This is a genomic window from Rhodococcus sp. AD45-ID, from assembly GCF_003023755.1.
Lineage (GTDB): Bacteria > Actinomycetota > Actinomycetes > Mycobacteriales > Mycobacteriaceae > Rhodococcus_F > Rhodococcus_F globerula.
Genome location: NZ_PYHL01000003.1, coordinates 76881 through 93848 on the forward strand (window position 1 = coordinate 76881; position 16968 = coordinate 93848).

The 16968-nt window shown below is 60.2% G+C and carries 17 protein-coding genes; 9 read left to right on the top strand and 8 right to left on the bottom strand.

Annotated features, from left to right (window positions below):
• Window positions 1-10: 10 nt before the first annotated feature.
• Window positions 11-1600, bottom strand: a complete 1590-nt coding sequence (gene fadD5, locus C7T36_RS24430) for a fatty-acid--CoA ligase FadD5 (protein WP_045068318.1) — start codon at window positions 1598-1600, stop codon at window positions 11-13.
• A 17-nt stretch (window positions 1601-1617) separates the two neighbouring features.
• A complete protein-coding gene (locus tag C7T36_RS24435; RefSeq protein WP_045069609.1) occupies window positions 1618-2394 on the bottom strand; it encodes an enoyl-CoA hydratase in 777 nt (258 codons plus the stop codon).
• 242 nt (window positions 2395-2636) lie between these two features.
• Here C7T36_RS24435 and C7T36_RS24440 point away from each other — a divergent pair, with 242 nt between their 5' ends.
• Window positions 2637-3848 carry a TetR/AcrR family transcriptional regulator gene (locus tag C7T36_RS24440; RefSeq protein WP_045069611.1) on the top strand — a complete coding sequence of 404 codons (1212 nt, stop codon included), beginning with the start codon at window positions 2637-2639 and terminating at the stop codon, window positions 3846-3848.
• A gap of 63 nt (window positions 3849-3911) precedes the next feature.
• Window positions 3912-4346 carry an OsmC family protein gene (locus C7T36_RS24445; protein ID WP_007726950.1) on the top strand — a complete coding sequence of 145 codons (435 nt, stop codon included), beginning with the start codon at window positions 3912-3914 and terminating at the stop codon, window positions 4344-4346.
• Here the strand turns inward: C7T36_RS24445 and C7T36_RS24450 are convergent.
• Both C7T36_RS24450 and C7T36_RS24455 read right to left on the bottom strand, forming a co-directional pair.
• Window positions 4321-4797 (bottom strand): hypothetical protein, encoded by a 477-nt coding sequence (locus tag C7T36_RS24450; RefSeq protein ID WP_045068321.1) that lies wholly within the window; start codon window positions 4795-4797, stop codon window positions 4321-4323. The two genes, C7T36_RS24445 and C7T36_RS24450, sit on opposite strands and share 26 nt — an antisense overlap.
• Complete coding sequence (locus C7T36_RS24455; RefSeq protein ID WP_045068324.1) at window positions 4794-5309, bottom strand: DUF4352 domain-containing protein; 516 nt, start codon at window positions 5307-5309, stop codon at window positions 4794-4796. The genes C7T36_RS24450 and C7T36_RS24455 overlap by 4 nt, the downstream gene beginning before the upstream one ends.
• 165 nt (window positions 5310-5474) lie before the next feature.
• Between C7T36_RS24455 and C7T36_RS24460 the strand changes: the two genes are divergently transcribed.
• From C7T36_RS24460 to C7T36_RS24470, 3 genes are all read left to right on the top strand, one after another.
• Complete coding sequence (locus tag C7T36_RS24460) at window positions 5475-6689, top strand: sensor histidine kinase (protein ID WP_045068327.1); 1215 nt, start codon at window positions 5475-5477, stop codon at window positions 6687-6689.
• Between the two features lie 35 nt (window positions 6690-6724).
• Entirely contained in the window at window positions 6725-7378 is a 654-nt protein-coding gene (locus tag C7T36_RS24465) for a response regulator transcription factor (protein WP_033236385.1), read from the top strand.
• 70 nt (window positions 7379-7448) lie between these two features.
• Complete coding sequence (locus tag C7T36_RS24470; protein ID WP_245005902.1) at window positions 7449-8078, top strand: DsbA family protein; 630 nt, start codon at window positions 7449-7451, stop codon at window positions 8076-8078.
• A 49-nt stretch (window positions 8079-8127) separates the two neighbouring features.
• Here the strand turns inward: C7T36_RS24470 and C7T36_RS24475 are convergent, their stop codons facing one another.
• The 4 genes from C7T36_RS24475 to C7T36_RS24490 are packed head-to-tail and all read right to left on the bottom strand — an operon-like array spanning window position 8128 to window position 12672.
• On the bottom strand, window positions 8128-9294 hold the full coding sequence (locus C7T36_RS24475) for an NADH:flavin oxidoreductase (RefSeq protein WP_045068329.1): 1167 nt from the start codon (window positions 9292-9294) through the stop codon (window positions 8128-8130).
• On the bottom strand, window positions 9291-10589 hold the full coding sequence (locus C7T36_RS24480; RefSeq protein ID WP_052683570.1) for an alkyl sulfatase dimerization domain-containing protein: 1299 nt from the start codon (window positions 10587-10589) through the stop codon (window positions 9291-9293). The genes C7T36_RS24475 and C7T36_RS24480 overlap by 4 nt, the downstream gene beginning before the upstream one ends.
• Window positions 10586-11875 (bottom strand): sulfotransferase, encoded by a 1290-nt coding sequence (locus tag C7T36_RS24485; protein ID WP_045069616.1) that lies wholly within the window; start codon window positions 11873-11875, stop codon window positions 10586-10588. Before C7T36_RS24485 ends, C7T36_RS24480 begins: the two co-directional genes overlap by 4 nt.
• A 5-nt stretch (window positions 11876-11880) precedes the next feature.
• Complete coding sequence (locus tag C7T36_RS24490; RefSeq protein WP_045068331.1) at window positions 11881-12672, bottom strand: SDR family NAD(P)-dependent oxidoreductase; 792 nt, start codon at window positions 12670-12672, stop codon at window positions 11881-11883.
• A gap of 78 nt (window positions 12673-12750) precedes the next feature.
• Here C7T36_RS24490 and C7T36_RS24495 point away from each other — a divergent pair, with 78 nt between their 5' ends.
• Genes C7T36_RS24495 through cysN form a run of 4 tightly spaced genes read left to right on the top strand, consistent with a single transcriptional unit; the run spans window position 12751 to window position 16959 of the window.
• Window positions 12751-13362, top strand: a complete 612-nt coding sequence (locus C7T36_RS24495; protein ID WP_045068334.1) for a TetR/AcrR family transcriptional regulator — start codon at window positions 12751-12753, stop codon at window positions 13360-13362.
• 11 nt (window positions 13363-13373) lie between these two features.
• Window positions 13374-14156 carry a 3'(2'),5'-bisphosphate nucleotidase CysQ gene (locus C7T36_RS24500; protein WP_084702893.1) on the top strand — a complete coding sequence of 261 codons (783 nt, stop codon included), beginning with the start codon at window positions 13374-13376 and terminating at the stop codon, window positions 14154-14156.
• A complete protein-coding gene (gene cysD / locus C7T36_RS24505; protein ID WP_045068338.1) occupies window positions 14153-15058 on the top strand; it encodes a sulfate adenylyltransferase subunit CysD in 906 nt (301 codons plus the stop codon). The genes C7T36_RS24500 and cysD overlap by 4 nt, the downstream gene beginning before the upstream one ends.
• Window positions 15058-16959 (top strand): sulfate adenylyltransferase subunit CysN, encoded by a 1902-nt coding sequence (gene cysN, locus C7T36_RS24510; RefSeq protein WP_033236341.1) that lies wholly within the window; start codon window positions 15058-15060, stop codon window positions 16957-16959. The genes cysD and cysN overlap by 1 nt, the downstream gene beginning before the upstream one ends.
• Window positions 16960-16968: the final 9 nt, after the last annotated feature.

Here is a 16968-nt window from a genome sequence, read left to right on the forward strand (position 1 = left end):
GACATGACGTTCAGGACACTACGTCTACAGCCCGAGCCTGTTCACGCAGTTCACCCTTGACTACCTTGCCACTTGCATTGCGCGGCAAGGCTTCCACGACGATGATGTCCTTGGGGTGCTTGTACCGTGCCAGGCGATCATTGAGGAAGGTGCTCAGCTCCTCGATGGTCAGGTCCACGGTTGAACCGGGGGTCATCGCGATGATCGCTACCGGTACCTCGCCCCACTTGGCGTCGGGACGCCCGACGACTGCGGCTTCGACTATCAATTCGTGTTCGTACAGAACGTTCTCGACCTCGGCGCAGTAGATGTTCTCGCCGCCGGAGATGATCATGTCCTTCTTGCGGTCGACGACGTACACAAATCCTTCGTCGTCGACACGGACCAGGTCGCCGGAGTGAAACCACCCGCCGTGGAAGGCATCTGCGGTGGCCTGGGGGTTATTCCAGTACTCACTCATCATTGTGGGTCCGCGGTAGACAATTTCCCCGATTTCGCCGGGTGCCACGTCATCCATGTTCTCGTCGACGACGCGAGCCGAGATGGTGGGGATGACCCGGCCGACTGAACCGAGCTTACGGATGGCGTCATCGCCGTCGAGTACGCAAGTGATGGGAGACATTTCGGTTTGCCCGAAGACTGCGACGTTGAACGCATCAGGGAAGGTTTCGGCCATCGCCCGCAAGATCGTGTCCGACGACGGGGCGGCACCCCAGGAAATGTTCTTGAGCGAGAGGGCTCGAGGTTGGGCTTTCTGAACTGCACACACCGCCTGCCACTGCACGGGCACGAGGAACAAGCTGGTGACCTTCTCGGCTTCGAGGATATCGAGAAGCTGACCTGGGTCGAATGCGCCAACCGGGTGGATCACCGTGGTAGTGCCCAGTTGCAGGCTTGGGGCGATGGAACCGAGGGCAGCGATGTGGAACATCGGCGACGCACAGAAGCCGATGGAATCCTCGTTGAACAGGTGGAAGGCACGAATGCAGGTCAACGCTTGTGACGAGAGATTGGAATGCGAGAGCACGGAACCTTTGGGGCGTCCTGTGGTTCCCGAGGTGTACATGATGAGAGCCGGTGTGTCGTCCGGGATGTCGATCAATGCATGAGGTTCACCCGGTTCGCTGATCAAGTCCTCGTAGTTCAAGCTGTCGCCCTCAGCGGGTGCGCCCACCGTGATGGAGATGTCGATGCCCTCGGACGCTGCGCGGGCTGCGCCGGCCAACGGAGCCAACGGGCCCTCCGCGACAATGACTTTGGAGCCCGAGTCGTTGACAAGGTAGGCGACCTCAGGTGGGGTCAGTCGGAAGTTCACCGGGACAGCGATCGCGCCCAACGCATTGGTCGCGAGAACAATCTCGAGGTACTCGGGGCGGTTCAGCATCAGGATCAGAACGCGGTCACCAAAACTGACGCCGCGCCGGGAGAGCGCGTCTGCCAGTTTTTCGACGCGCTCGTTCAGCGTGCTCCAGGTGATGGAATCGCCCTGGAATCGCAGCGCGATGCGGCCCGGGATCATCTGCGCGTGGCGGGCAACCTGATTGTTCCAGTTGGTGCGTCGCAGGCGCTGTACCTCGGACGCTGTATCGGTGGAGGGCATCTACTGTTTCCTCTCAATCACTTGAAGTGGGGTGCGCGTTTCTGAAGCATTGCGGTCGCGCCTTCGGCGAAGTCGGCTCCGACAAGAAGTTCTGCTTGACCGGTCTTTTCGAGTTCCAGAGCGGAGTCGATGCGATCGAGTGTTGCGGCGTTTAGTGCGGCTTTGGTGAGTTGGAGAGCACGACGGGGCGCTGCGCTGGTGCGCTTCGCGACGGACTCGATGTGTGCAGCGAACTGATCGTCGGGAAGGGTTTTGGAGACGAGCCCGAATTGCGCTGCATCTGTAGCGGATAGACGCTCACCCAGCAGAAGCATCTCGGCTGCACGCGCCCGGCCGATCGCTGCCGGAATCAATGCGCTGGCGCCGCCGTCTGACATCAGTCCGATGTTGACGAAAGACATGAGGAAGTAGGCACTTTCGGCAGCATAGGTCAGGTCTGCGGCGAGGGCGATGGAGACGCCTACACCTGCGGCAGGTCCGTTGACTGCGGCGATCACGGGCACGGAGGTGCTGGTGATAGCGCGAATCACGGTGTTTGCGGTGTCCATGACGATCTGGGGATCTGTCGGATTGGTTGTGATAGCTGCGAGGTCTGCTCCCGTGCAGAAGGCGCGGCCTGCTCCGGTGATGACGATGGTGCGCACATCCGGGTTGTCGCCGGCGTCGGTAACAGCGTCGATGAGACTTTTCATGGTCTCGAAGTCGGCTGCGTTCATGCGTTCGGGGCGGTTGAAGGTCAAACGCAGAATGCCGTTGTCGAGTTCCGTCAGGAGACCCGCTTCGGACGAGGTCATGACGAACTCGGGAAAACGGTACAACACATGCGAATCATCAGCACACAGCTTCCTTCTCACGGTTGATCTGGCGAAATGTGTTCCCTTGGCGTAGGCCGTAACTCGTGCCGCAGGAGGGTCTCTTCAGTGGTGAATCTATCTGCGAGATTGTGCGAATAGCGGTTAACATAACACCTCGAGTGGCAGTGTCAAGGGTGTTCGGAGAATCCGATACGGTAGCTGTGAAACGAATGGAGGGATTCATGCCCGGACGGACACGCGTCGTGGCACGTGGCGATGAATCCACTTCGCGTACGCGGCCGAAGAATCGCAAGGCTCAGATCGCGGCGGTTGCAGCCGAGGCGTTCAGTGAGCGCGGGTACCACGCGGTGGGTATCGACGACATAGCGTCTGCCGTCGGCGTGTCCGGTCCCGCGCTGTACCGCCATTTCCCCACCAAATACGCACTGTTCGTTCACGCGGTCGAAAACTTGTCTCGGGCACTGCTCGATGCGGCCGATTCCGCGCACTGCGAGAGCGACGATCCACGGCAACAGTTGCAAGCCGTCATGGTCGCGGTCATCGGTGTCACCCTCGAGAATCGGCGTCGGGGCGGGCTCTATCGTTGGGAAGGCCGCTACCTCGAGAAGGTGGATCGCGAGAACCTGCGCCTGGAGGTGGTGGCGTTGCGCTTGCGGGTGTCAGAGCCGTTGGCTGCGGTCCGCCCGGAGCTCGGTCGTGCCGATCTCGACCTCGTCACGGCAGCGATTCTGAGTGTGATCGGTAGTGTCACGGGGCATCGATCGGCGTTGCCGCCCAAGCAGATCGAGTCCTTGATGCTCTCCGCCTGCTGGTCTGTGATCGATATGGAACTCCCGCGGCGAGCCTCGTCGGTAGTGCCTTTGCAAGGCGTCAATACGATTCCAGGACTCGAACGTACATCGAAACGTGAAGTGCTGCTTCGCGAAGCGGTGCTGCTTTTCCATGAACGTGGGTATCACGAGGTCAGCATCGAGGAAATCGGAGCCGCCGCCGGGATCACCGCATCGAGTGTGTACCGGCATTTTCCGAGCAAGGCAGACCTACTGGCCGCAGCCTTTCATCGGGTGTCCGAACAATTGACCGTCACGTTGGGCTCCGCCCTGGCAGAATCCGAGACTCCGCGCCAGGCTGTGCACACACTTGCTGAGCTGTACGTTGCCGTCTTCTTCGCTCAGAGTGAGTTGCTTGCCGTCTATTTCGCGGAAGTCGGAAATCTCCCTGCCGATGCCGGCAAGGAGCTACGGAAGATTCAGCGACGCAATGTCGAGGAGTGGGCGCACCTGTGCGTCGACGCCCGGCCCGAACTCACTGTCGCGTCGGCTCGATTTCTTGTTCACGCGGCGCTGGGACTGGTTCTCGATGTCGGCCGCGTCGTCCGATTCGCGGAAGCCGAACGCGTCGCGGCACTTCTGTCGGTGACACTTCTCGGATAGTCGCGGGTAAGTTCGAGTGGCAAGGCGTTTCACACAATCCGCAGACGGAAGTAGGGACACCCAATGCCAACTCGTACCGCACGCACTGCCTGGAACGGCACCTTGGAAGCCGGATCGGGGCAGGTGGAACTCACCAGTTCCGGAGTCGCGACATTCGACGTGTCGTTCCCCAAACGAGCAGCTGAGGAAGCCGGCGGAACCACCAGCCCAGAAGAACTGATCGCCGCGGCACATTCGTCCTGCTACGCGATGCAGTTGTCAGCGCTCATCGCCGAGGCCGGGGGAACTCCGCAGAGCCTCGACATCACGGCGGATGTCTCGTTGGGCCCCGACACGGTCGGCTTCAAGCTGACCGGAATCAAGCTCACCGTTCGCGCCGAGGTCGACGGCCTCGACGCCGACGGTTTTGCCAAGGTAGCCCAGGCCGCAAAGGAAACATGCCCGGTCAGTAAGGCTTTGACAGGCGTCGACATCACATTGGATGCAGCGCTGGACTGATCTTCTCGTGCTCGGGCGCCGTTTTCGGCGCTCGAGCACCTCTGATCACCAGGTAGCTCGCGAGCAGTATCGGGAGCACCCACAGATCCGAAGGATCGCGGACGACGAGGATCGGCAAGAGGTTTCCGCGTAATCCTGCTGCGGCCCAACGGAGAAATCCGATCACCCACTCGTACGCGTCGCCAACCGGCGCAACCATTTTCACGGCGGCAAAGCCTATTCCCGTGACTGCGATGGACCAGGCGATCGCTGCTCGCCCCACCAGGCTGCGTCTGGGCACCTCGAGAACCGAGAGCAGAAGCAGTGGAAACAGGAACACACCGGCTATGTCGGACAGCTTGCCCGTCATCGTGTTTCCGAAGGCGTCCTTGAGCACGTGGTCGTTGATCAGAATGATCGCCACCGAAACCAGGGCCCACGGACTCAGCAGCAGATCGCCCGGACGCCTCACGACAGGTTGATGGTTGCCGAGCCGGACGAGAACAGATCGCATTTGAACTGCAAACGCAGACCGGTGGTGGCTTCGGGGACCTCGTACGACAATTCACCGCGCTTGGCCGCACCCGGCGCTAGTTCTCCGTCGACGCTCGACGTGCTGCTGTCGGTGAACGTGATGTTGTATGACTTGTTTGCCGAGTCCTGCAGTTCGAAGCACATCATCGACGACACCGCGGCGGGCTTGTCACTGTTGTTGGTGACCTCGGTGTCAACCACGACGTAGCGGTTTCCGGGATCAGCGGTGATGAACTGATTGGTCGAGACGTACGGATCGACAACGCCGTGTACCTGAACGCGCCAGTCACCGAGTTCGACGACGTCACCGATACCGAAAGCGGCAGCGGGTGCGGCGGACGAACCGTTGTCGTCGACCTTCTTCGCTTCATCGGTTTCGCCTGACGCGATGGTTGCGAACAGGGCTGCGCCGACGGCGAGGACGGCGAGGGGAGTGCGGAGTGATCGCATGATGGGTGCCTTTCGAGAGCGGGTATGGCACTAGTCAACGATGTCCGGGATGCCTTTCGCGTCAGCCGAAAGATCGGGTGATCTCCTCCTTTCGGTCGTTGTTTGCGCGCGTGGTGGTCCAATCGGCTGATTCGAGGAGTCGGTGGTGGTCTATACGCTTACTCGGTGATCACCACCCGAGGAACTGCAGTGCGACGACGCGTATGGACAACTGTCGCCGTCGCATTCAGCATTTTCTGCTCGATCATGACGGCGACTATCGCCGGCTCGTCGGGAAATGTGCCACCGGTGCTGGTCGGAATCGGCTTTGTTCTCGGCGCAGCTGGTGGGATATCGCTGGTGTGGCGGCGTCAACGTCCCTGGGCGGTTCTGGCGATCACGCTGGTCGGTCCTCTGTTCTTTCCGACAGATGCCACGGCGGCGCTCATCGCTTTGTTTGCAGTTGCTCGAATCGCGCGCGGAAATCAATTGGCGGTCGCGGGCGCGGCGGTGTACGTCGCATGCGGAATCTCGTTGACCTACGACGCCTTTCGGGATCGCGAGTTTTCGGTGCTGACGATCGGAACTGCTGCGCCGAAGGACGGCACAGAGCTCGCGCAGTACAACCTGGCGCTGTGGATTCCATGGCTGGTCGCAGCCGTCATGGTCGCCGTCGTGGTGGCGCTCTCGCTTCTCGTTCGTACCAAAACCGAACTCGTCGAGGCCGAGCACGTGCGGGATCTGGCGACGGAACAGACCGATGCGATGCGCGACGAAATGATTCGCACCGAGGAACGCACCCGGATCGCCCGCGACATGCACGACACAATCGCGGCCAGCTTGAGTCGAATTTCGTTGTTTGCCGGCGGGTTGCAAGTCAGTGCTGCAGACAATCCGGAGAAGGTCGTCAATACCGCAGCCATGATCCGAACTACCGCACACGAGGCTTTGGACGAATTGAAGGGCATCGTCGGAGTGCTCAGGGGAAGTGGTGATCGTCGTGAGCACGGTGGGCATCAGGGCATCGATGCGATCGGTGATCTGGTCAACGGTGCTCGTGCGGCCGGCATTCACTGCCGTCTGGAATCGGAACTGCTTCCGGGTGACGTGGGAATGTTGGCTGGTCACGTGTGTTATCGCGTAGTGCAGGAAGCGCTCACCAATGTTCAGAAATACGCGAGCGATCAAATGCTCGTCATTTCCGTCACTGGATCACCGCATGACGGAATTCGCATTCTGGCACGCAACAAGCTCAGCGATCTGCCTCCGATGACGTCGATCGGTTCGCGTTCGGGGCTCCGCGGATTGGCCGAGCAGGCACGCGAGATCGGCGGCAAGGTCGAGGCCGGCGCGCTGGGGGAGGACTTCCTCGTCAGTTGCTGGGTGCCCTGGTTCGCATAATTTTGTCGGTGGCACTCGGTAGTCTTGCGCCCACCATGAACACAGACTCGCGGGTGACGACGCTGATTGTCGACAACGACGCCTGGGTGAGGCGCGGGATGAAGGACATCCTCGAAGCCACACCCGACATCGTGGTGGTTGCAGAGGCCGAGGACGGCGACCAAGTGCCGGCCAAGGTCACTCGATTTCGTCCCCACGTCGTACTGATGGACCTCAAAATGGTCCGCGTCGGGGGCTTGGAAGCAACTCGCCAGTTGATGTTGATGCCCAACCCTCCCAAGGTCATCGCAATGACGGCTTTCGACGTCGACGGCCTGGTGATCGAGGCGGTCGAGGCCGGCGCACACAGCTTCATGCGGAAAGATGCTGCACCCGAAGCCTTTCAGCAGGCCGTGCGCGTCGTTGCATCCGACCATGCGCTGTTCAGCCGGGATTCTCTGCGGGCTATCGCCGAGTCGACTCCCCGTGAACCTGTTCGGGACCAGACGGCATTGGCGGTGCTCACCGACCGTGAGCGCGAAGTTCTGGTGCAGTTGGCCACAGGTCTGGGAAACGGTGAAATCGCGGAGCGTATGTACCTCGGTGAAACAACGATCAAATCGCACGTCTCGTCGTTGTTCTCGAAACTCGGAGTGAACAATCGGGTGCGTGCATCGCTGGTTGCGTACCGGTGCGGTCTCGTCGTGTGATGTAAGGACTAATCTCGCCGCTGCTGTTGTTGCACCTTCGGTGACTGATCAAATCGTGATTGACCAAGACGTGACCATCGAAGTGTGGTCGGACGTTGCTTGTCCGTGGTGCTACATCGGAAAGACCAGGTTCCTCTCGGCCCTGGATCGTTTCGAGAACAAGGACCGCGTCAACGTCATCTGGCGCTCGTACCAGCTTGCGCCGGAGACTCCGGTGGGAGAGGGCCGCACGGAACTCGACGCCTTGGTCGAGATGAAGGGAATGGCGCCTGATCAGGTACGCCAGATGTTCTCGCATGTGAGCGCGACGGCCGCCGAGGTCGGATTGACCCTGGACTTCGACACCGTGATCGCCGCCAACACTTTTGATGCGCACAGACTGCTACATCTCGCCGGTGAGCGACAGAACGAACTCCTCGAAGCACTGTTCAAGGCTCACTTCAGCGACGGAAAGGTGATCGACGATCGTGAGGTGCTGGTAGATCTGGCTGTGAGCGTCGGCCTCGACGCGGACACCGTGCGTGAGCAGCTCAACTCCGATGCCGCCGCCGAGTCAGTGCGCGAGGATCTGTCCATGGCCCGCCAGCTCCAGGTCAGCGGCGTTCCGTTCTTCGTCGCCAACCGTGCGGTCGCTGTGTCCGGCGCTCAGCCCGAAGAGGTGTTCCTGCAGCTGCTCACGCAGGCTTCCGAGCCGGCCTGACAGCGAACATCCCTGACAGCGCGTGCGCAGAGGCGCTGTCAGGGATGGGTCACGGCCGCAATACGCAGCGAGTTCCCCCGTAGATCGTGGTAATACATTTGTTGCAGTGAATACAGAGCGTCTGCCCGTGGCCTTCTTCCTCGATCGTCTTGATCAAGTTCGGGTCGCTGAGCAGTGCGCGGCCCATTTGGACGAACTCGAATCCCTCACGCATGGCGAGGTCGATCGATTCCTTGCCCGTGATTCCGCCGAGCAACACCAGCGGGAGGTCTACTGCGTCGCGGATCTGGCGCGCGTGATCGAGTAGGTAGGCGTCGGTGTACGGGTAGGTGCGCAGGAAGTGTTTTCCCACGAGTTTGATTCCCAGCTTCTGTGGCTGCGGCATGAGTGCCCCGAATTCCCGTAGCGGTGCGTCACCTCGGAACGTGTAGAGGGGGTTCTCGAGTGAGCTTCCGGCTGTGAGGACCACCCCGTCCAGGGTTCCGTCTTCTTCGAGCCAGCGCACAACTGTGATTGCCTCTTCGAGCCAGAATCCACCAGGCACGCCGTCATCCATGCTGACCTTGGCGATCACGGCGATTTTCGTACCGACCGCGTCTCGGACGGCGCGTGCGGTTCGACGCGCGAAGCGTGCCCGATTCTTCAGGCTTCCGCCGTAGGAATCGTTGCGGTGGTTCAGTTTTGGGCTCAGGAATGAACTGATGAGGTAACCGTGACCGAAATGCAGTTCGATGGCGTCGAACCCTGCTTCGGTGGCGGCTCTGGCAGCGTGGGCGTGGGCCTCGACGATCCGATCGATGTCGGCCTCGGAGGCGGCTTCGGCGAAGCTGAGGGTTGTCAGGTGAAAGTGTCTACTCGATGTAATTGCCTTGTGGCCGTTTGATTTCGGGTTTGCGACGGCACCCGCATGGCCGATCTGTGCTGAGACGGCCGCGCCTTCGGCGTGAATCGCGTCGGTCAGCCGACGTAACCCGGGTGCGGTTTCCTCGGTCCACTGGAGCTGCCCTGCGGAAGTACGACCCTCCGGTGCGACGGCGCAGTAGGCCACTGTTGTCATACCGACGCCGCCGGCAGCGAACTTGCGATGAAAGTCGATCAGTTCGTCGGTGACCACACCTTTGGGTGTCATTCCCTCGAACGTGGCCGATTTGATGATTCGGTTCCGGAGCGTCGCCGGTCCCAACTTCGCAGGCGCGAAGGCCTCTAGTGTGGTCATCGGCTCGTATCCAACTCTGCGACAGCTGCTTCGAGCTTCTTGATCTGGTGTGCCAGCCACCCGGATTCCCAGAAGTTCGCCTCGGTGGACGGCTGTGTCAGCAGTTCCCGGTGGCAGGCCAGGAGGACGCGGGTAGCAGGTCCGTTATCGGGCTCGAATGCGAGAGCAGCCTCGGACAGCGCGGTGGCCTCGACCACTGCTCCTTCGGCGAGTCTCGTTTCGGCGAGTTCGATTGCACGCTCCACTCCGGCCAGTTCGACGAGATCAGCCAGAGTCTTCGTTCGGGGCAGATCGTAGAGCGCTGTGGTGGAGTCGTGATGGAACCATCCCAGGTAGGTTTCCCAGATGGTCTTGACTCCCCACTTGACCTGACCGTAGCCCTGTCCAACGTAAAGGTGTGGCGGCAAGTTGATTTCGCGCATCAGCGATTCGACGGACTTACCCGCGTTGATTCCGGAGAGCGTCGTGCGGTGAACGTAGTCGACGGCGTCGTACATCCGTTTCAAGACGGCGTCGATGAGTTCTTCGCCCTCGATGGGCTCGCCGCGGCCGGTGATCAGGGTCTGCGGTCGCAGGTCGCGCAGCGTGCGAATTGTCTTCAGGTACGGCTCGACAAAGCGGTATCGCTGTCCGCGGACGGTATTGAGATTGGGGAAGTGGCCGAAGAGGGGGCCGAGCAGGTTGCTGATCATCGCGATGCGATGCTGTGGAGGCCACACCATTGCGCCGTCGACTGTTTCGCCGACACCGGAATGTAATTCGACATCCAGTCCGCCGACCGTGAGGTCGAGACAGTCTGTGAAAGTGAGATCCGGGACCGGCTCGTCCTGTGCATTGGACACGGATGGGAATTCGGCGGCAAAGCGGGCGACGGTGTCGGCGTCCCGGCCGAACCATACGGGTGCCCATTGACGCATCCGCTTGATGACACGAGCATCGTCGAGCTGAACGGACTGGTTCAGCTCGTTGGCCACGTAGACGGCACCCGGCTCACGAAAGGCGTGAACTCCACCGACGTGGTCGGTATGGCCTTGAGTGGTGATGATGTACCTGGTCGGCCCGGAGTAGATGTCGTCGAACAGCTTTCGATGATGCGGTCCTTCGAATCCGCAGCCGGTGTTGACGATGATCCGGCCGGCCGGCGTGACGATCATGTACGCCGAGCTGGTGCCGCCGCTGCGGTAGATGAAATCGTTGATCGTGATCGCTTCGTCGGTGTACTCGGGTTCGAGCAGGGTCTTTCCCGGTCGTTGTGCGATCAGAGCGTCGACTTGATCGGAGATGTGCTGGTTCACAGAACCTCTACTTTCACAGAGAAGGCGTCAAAATAGTTGGCAAATCGAGTGCGCAGTTCGGCCGGTTCTCGGCCGAAGTCTGCTCGCAGGTCGTACACAACCTGACCGTTGGAACCGCGTTTGTGACTGGACATGTACTCGCGGATCTCTCCTCGCGCCTGCTCGGTCATCTCGAGGCCGGCGCGGTTGTAGATGTGCTCGACAGTTCCGATGTCGTTCGCCATGAATTGGTCGAAGTACACATCCACTCGCCGCTCGTCGGGGATCAGGGCGAGATCGCGGGTTCCCGCATCGAGCAACCGGCTGACGCGGTCGATCCAGTAGTCGCACACCGCATCCAGGTCGAGCTCGTGAAAGTTCATCCGGGCGCCGTAGCCGACCATCGTCGCTGCAGACTGGACTACCGACACCGGATCGCGGTGTGTCATGACGACGGTGGCGTCGGGGAAGGTGTCCATGAGTGGACCGAGTTGCTCGAGGTGCTGCGGGCACTTGAGAATCCAACGGTTCGGACCACGTTGCCACTGAAGGAGTTTGAGCATCGTCTTGATGAACTCGTAATGGGGGCGCTGATCGTGGGCGAGATAGTAATCGCGCCAGCGAGGTGCCATCGACGACATCCACTCGAAGTTGTAACTCGAGAAATCGAGGCTTTCGAGTTCGAGTTCCTCGTGAATATGTTCCGGGGTCATCGGATGCATTGCTGCCACCAGAGGGCTCTTGGCCTGCATCTGGTTCCAACGTTCTTGGCTCCGAAGCAATCTCGGGTCGACGCCGTCCACGCCGAGTTCGTCACCCGCGAAGGGGACGGGTTCCTGACTTTCCCAGAGTGGCAGCGACCGGAAACGGGAATCAGCCGACATGAGGTTCAGGAGATGCGTGGTACCCGAACGCGGCAGTCCCACAACGATGATGGGAGCCACGATCTCCTCGTCGTGAATCTCGGGGTGGCGACGCAGGACATCCAGTACTCGAAGTCGGTTGGCCGCGTAGCGGGTGCACGCTGCGTGAGTAGTCATCCGGGAGACCGGTGAACGGTTGGGATCGGCGTCGATCTCGTCGAGCCACAACGCCAGTCGCTCGCGGAAGTCGTCAGGACCGAAATCGCCGAGGCCTGTTTGTTCTCGCGCGGCGGAGAGAACGCTGTCCACGGACAGGGTTATCGGGTTCGCTTCGGCGTAGGCCCACGTCTGTTGCTGGGATTCGGTGAGTACGGGGTAACGGAGGTCGGTGATGCGCACGCGTTTCGGTGAGGTTGCTTCAGGTTGCGCGGTGGACGACGGCATCGAAGTCATCCTCTGATCGAGAATCCGCCGTCGACGGGCAAGGTCTGTCCGGTAACGAATTGTGCGGCCGGGCTGGCAAGGAACAGTACGACGGGAGCGACGTCCACGGACGGGTCTGCCCACCGGGCCATCGGTGTGCGATCGAGTGACGGTTTGCTGTGTTCAGGGCGCTGCTGGAGTCCTGCCGTCATTTTTGTTGCCGTCAGTCCAGGGGCTATGGCGTTGACTCGAATGCCGTCCTTGGCCCAATTCGATCCCATCGTCTTGGTCATCTGGACGACGGCGCCCTTCGATGCGCCGTATCCGGGCACGACGTCAACGGCGAAGTACGACGCCATCGATGCGACGTTGATGATAGAAGCGCCTCCGCTCTGCGTGCTTTCCTTGAGCAGTGGCAGGACAGCGGAAGACATTCGGAACCCACTCACGACGTTCACCGCGAGCGATTCCTCGAATACCTCCGGGTTCCATTCGCCTTTCTGGGTAAGCGTTTGACCTGCGTTGTTGACCAAGATGTCCAGCGTGGACAGTCCTGCGGCTACGTCGGCGATCTGTTCGCGATCAGTCATGACGCACTGCCGGTAGACGAATGCCGAGAGGTCGTGCTCGTAGTCGTCGGCCGACGCTTTGGTTCCGGTAATCGTCACGTGTGCGCCGGCGTCGACGAAGCGATGTGCAATCGCAAGTCCGAGGCCGTTGGACCCTCCGGTCACGAGAACTCGGGAGGAAGAAAAGTCGAATGCCACAACACTTTTCGCAATAGAATCAGTTGCGCTGTCTTCGGTGCTTGATGTCATGAGGTGTGACAGTAGCCAGTTTGTGAACAATGTTCAATAGCTGTTGAACATTGTTTAACGAGCAGCTAGTGTGTGTGGATGAACGCAACGAACACCACGTCTGTCCGCGGAGATACGGAAGCACGGCGCCGAGGGATCCTCGATGCTGCAGCAGCCATCCTGGATGTGGGTGGCTACGCCGCACTGACGATTCGGAGCGTCGCCAAAGAAGCCGGTATGAGTCCCGGACTCATCTACCAGTACTTTGTCGACAAACGCGACATCTTTGCAGCTCTCCTCTTCGAGAGTCAGCAGGAGTTGACCGCGTTCATTGCCGAATTGCCACGCAATCAAGGCATATCGGCCCTGATCGCAGCTATCGTGCCTGAAACCACCAAGCAATGGGCCCGAGTCGGGCACGTGGCATCTGTGTGGCGAACGACCGAAGACGCTTCGAACTCCGACGGGCAAGCGGTCCAAGACTTACGACATTCCACCGAAGCACAATTCGCAGAGTTGCGGACAGCTCTCGAAGACGCAGCGGGTGCACAGGGGCTTTCACTCCGTGAGGGACCTTCCCTGATCCCCTTCGTCTGGGCCGGCCTCATGGGGCTGGCCGACACCATCGTCAACAACTGGGCCCAAGACCTCGATCCGACGGAGTACATCACGTACTCGGCAGACGGGCTAGCGAGGGCAATTACACACTGACTGGAGCTTCGATGACGCGAACTACCACGCATCATGACGACCCACCCGAAGCGACGTGCGATACAACCGCTGCCATCGATATCAGCACTGCCGCAGGAGAACTGCTCCTCCGGTATCGCGAAGCGTTGACTCCCGACGATGTCGATCCCGTCGCATTCCGAAAGGGTGCAGACCGAGTCAGTCAGGAATTCATCGCTGGGGAACTGGCTCGCCGATTCAGCGGCGACGCGGTGCTCTCGGAAGAATCACCTGACAATGCTGTGCGGCTCGGTGCGTCGCGCGTCTGGATCGTCGACCCACTCGACGGAACCCGCGAGTTCGGTGAGATCGGCCGCAGTGACTGGGCTGTGCACGTTGCATTGTTCGAAAACGGCTCTCTCACAGCAGGAGCCGTGGCGCTCCCGGGTCTGGGAATAACACACTCGAGTAGAGACCCGGTACCGCTGTACAACGTCGTGCCGTCCAACCCTCGGGTTGTCGTAAGTCGCACTCGGAGGCCGGAGCCAGTGATGGCACTGGCCCGAGCGTTGGATGCCGAGTTGATCGAGATGGGCTCGGCTGGAGCCAAAGCCATGGCGGTAGTGCGCGGCGACGCGGACATCTACGCTCACTCCGGCGGACAGTACGAGTGGGATTCTGCCGCCCCGGTTGCCGTGGCTCAGGCTGCCGGCCTGCATGTTTCACGAATCGATGGCTCTGCTCTGCACTACAACCAAGAGAACCCTTGGTTGCCCGACTTGTTGATCTGCCGCCCTGAACTTGCTGCTACCGCACTGGAGGTGCTGAACCGATGACTACCACGCTGACGCATCTCGAACGGCTCGAAGCCGAGAGTATCCATATCATGCGAGAAGCGGTCGCCGAGAGTGAAAATCCGGTGATGCTGTATTCGGTGGGCAAGGACTCCGCCGTGATGCTGCACTTGGCGCGCAAGGCGTTCTACCCGTCGAAGCTTCCGTTTCCGTTGCTGCACGTGGACACTACGTGGAAGTTCCGCGAGATGTACGGCCTTCGCGACGAGACAGCAGCGGCGCCGGACCTCGATCTCCTCGTGTACAAGAATCCGGAATGTGTGGAGAAGGGAGTCAACCCCTTCACCCACGGCAGTGCCGTCCACACCGACATGTGGAAAACCGAGGGACTCAAGCAAGCCCTCGATCACTACAAGTTCGACGCCGCATTCGGTGGCGCCCGCCGTGACGAAGAAAAATCCCGCGCCAAGGAACGGATCTTCTCGATCCGATCGGCAGCGCACCGCTGGGATCCGAAACAGCAGCGGCCGGAGCTGTGGCGGATGTACAACGTCCGCAAATCGCCGGGGGAGAGCTTGCGCGTGTTCCCGCTCTCGAACTGGACCGAGCTCGACGTGTGGGAATACATACGCCAGGAACAGATTCCGATTGTCCCGCTGTACTTCGCCGCCAAGCGTCCCGTCGTCGAACGTGACGGCGCGTTGATCATGGTCGACGACGACCGGATGCCGTTGCTGCCGGGTGAAACACCGGAACTCAAGAGTGTTCGTTTCCGAACCCTCGGGTGCTATCCGCTGACCGGCGCTGTCGAATCGACCGCGACATCCTTGACCGACATCATCCAAGAGATGTTGTTGACCACCACATCCGAACGCCAAGGCCGGGTCATCGACCACGACTCGAGCGCGTCGATGGAGAAGAAGAAGCAAGAGGGGTACTTCTGATGACCGTTTCCTCGGATCTGATTGCCGACGATATCGAACAGTATCTCGAACGTCATGCCAACAAGACGATGCTCCGCTTCATCACCTGCGGCAGTGTCGACGACGGCAAGAGCACGCTCATCGGTCGCCTTCTCTACGAATCGAAATTGGTTTTCGAAGACCAACTTACGGCTCTGGAAAACGACTCACGCAAGGTCGGCACCCAGGGCGAAGGTCTCGATTTCGCGCTCCTCGTCGACGGACTGGCTGCCGAACGTGAGCAGGGCATCACTATCGACGTCGCGTACCGGTACTTCACGACCGAGCGTCGCAAATTTGTCGTCGCCGATACTCCTGGTCATGAGCAGTACACCCGCAACATGGTCACCGGCGCATCGACAGCTGACCTCGCGGTCATCCTCATCGATGCTCGCAAAGGTGTGCTCACTCAAACCCGCCGCCATTCGTACTTGGTTTCACTGCTCGGTATTCGACATGTAGTCATCGCCGTCAACAAACTCGATCTTGTCGACTACTCGCAGGAGGTGTTCGACAACATTGTCGCCGAATACCGTGCTTTTGCAGACGAAATCGGTTTGAAGAACGTCGTTCCGATTCCCATGTCGGCATATATGGGGGACAACCTCACCGAGCGCAGCGCGAATACCCCGTGGTACGACGGTCCGACACTTATCGATCACCTCGAAACCGTCGAGATCGACGATGATGTGCAGCAACGCCCGTTCCGTATGCCGGTGCAATGGGTCAACCGCCCCGACCTCGATTTCCGCGGCTTCTCCGGCCAGGTCACTTCCGGCATCATCCGCCCGGGTGATCGGATTCGAGCGCTTCCCAGCGGAAAGGAATCGACCGTCGCGCGCATCGTCACGATGGACGGTGATCTCATCGAAGCCATCGCCGGCCAATCCGTGACCATCACACTGACCGACGAGATCGACATCAGCCGCGGCGACATGCTCGCTTCATCGGATGCGCTGCCCCCGGTAGCCGACCAGTTCGAAGCCCACGTGGTGTGGATGGGTGAGCATGAGATGCTCCCGGAGCGGCCGTACCTCTGCCAGATCGGCACTATGACGGTCCAGGCTCGAATCACCAAGCCCAAGCACAAGATCAATGTCAATACTATGGAGAAGACGGCGACCGACACGCTTGCACTGAACGAAATCGGTGTCTGCAACCTGAGTTTCGACCGTCCGGTGCCATTCGACCCGTACGCCGACAACCGTGATACCGGTGGATTCATCCTCATCGACAGGTTGACGAACACCACCGTCGGCGCCGGACTCATCCAGCATTCTCTTCGGCGTTCGGACAACATTCACTGGCAGGCCGTCGATATCGACGAGAAGGCGCGAGAGACGCTCAACAGTCACAAACCGTGCGTAGTGTGGTTCACCGGGTTGTCCGGCTCGGGTAAGTCGGCGATTGCCAACGAGTTGGAGCGTAAACTCCATGCGCTAGGCTGCCATACCTATCTTCTCGACGGCGACAACGTTCGCCACGGACTCAACCGTGATCTCGGATTCACCGAAGCTGATCGTGTCGAAAACATCCGCCGCGTAACAGAAGTCGCTAAACTTATGGCCGATGCCGGACTGATCGTCCTCGCTTCGTTCATCTCACCGTTTCAGATCGAACGTCAATCCGCCAAGGAAACCATCGGCGCCGATCAGTTCTTCGAGGTGTTCGTCGACACCCCGCTGGCTGTCGCCGAAAAGCGAGATCCCAAGGGGTTGTACAAGAAGGCGCGCAGTGGTGCGTTGAAGAACTTTACCGGCATCGACTCGCCGTACGAAACTCCGGTCTCGCCGGATATTCGTATCGATACGACGTCATCGTCGACTCTCGATGCCGCTGATCAGATAATCCGGCATCTGCTCGAACGCGGAATCATTCACTGATTTCTCGAT

Excerpts from the sequence above, each read along its gene's own strand:
- C7T36_RS24435 (WP_045069609.1), bottom strand. The coding sequence starts at position 2,394 with ATGACCTCGTCCGAAGCGGGTCTCCTGACGGAACTCGACAACGGCATT.
- cysN (WP_033236341.1), top strand. The coding sequence starts at position 15,058 with ATGACCGTTTCCTCGGATCTGATTGCCGACGATATCGAACAGTATCTC.
- C7T36_RS24495 (WP_045068334.1), top strand. The coding sequence starts at position 12,751 with ATGAACGCAACGAACACCACGTCTGTCCGCGGAGATACGGAAGCACGG.
- cysD (WP_045068338.1), top strand. The coding sequence starts at position 14,153 with ATGACTACCACGCTGACGCATCTCGAACGGCTCGAAGCCGAGAGTATC.
- fadD5 (WP_045068318.1), bottom strand. The coding sequence starts at position 1,600 with ATGCCCTCCACCGATACAGCGTCCGAGGTACAGCGCCTGCGACGCACC.
- C7T36_RS24455 (WP_045068324.1), bottom strand. The coding sequence starts at position 5,309 with ATGCGATCACTCCGCACTCCCCTCGCCGTCCTCGCCGTCGGCGCAGCC.
- C7T36_RS24440 (WP_045069611.1), top strand. The coding sequence starts at position 2,637 with ATGCCCGGACGGACACGCGTCGTGGCACGTGGCGATGAATCCACTTCG.
- C7T36_RS24475 (WP_045068329.1), bottom strand. The coding sequence starts at position 9,294 with ATGACCACACTAGAGGCCTTCGCGCCTGCGAAGTTGGGACCGGCGACG.
- C7T36_RS24485 (WP_045069616.1), bottom strand. The coding sequence starts at position 11,875 with ATGCCGTCGTCCACCGCGCAACCTGAAGCAACCTCACCGAAACGCGTG.
- C7T36_RS24500 (WP_084702893.1), top strand. The coding sequence starts at position 13,374 with ATGACGCGAACTACCACGCATCATGACGACCCACCCGAAGCGACGTGC.
- C7T36_RS24490 (WP_045068331.1), bottom strand. The coding sequence starts at position 12,672 with ATGACATCAAGCACCGAAGACAGCGCAACTGATTCTATTGCGAAAAGT.
- C7T36_RS24445 (WP_007726950.1), top strand. The coding sequence starts at position 3,912 with ATGCCAACTCGTACCGCACGCACTGCCTGGAACGGCACCTTGGAAGCC.
- C7T36_RS24465 (WP_033236385.1), top strand. The coding sequence starts at position 6,725 with ATGAACACAGACTCGCGGGTGACGACGCTGATTGTCGACAACGACGCC.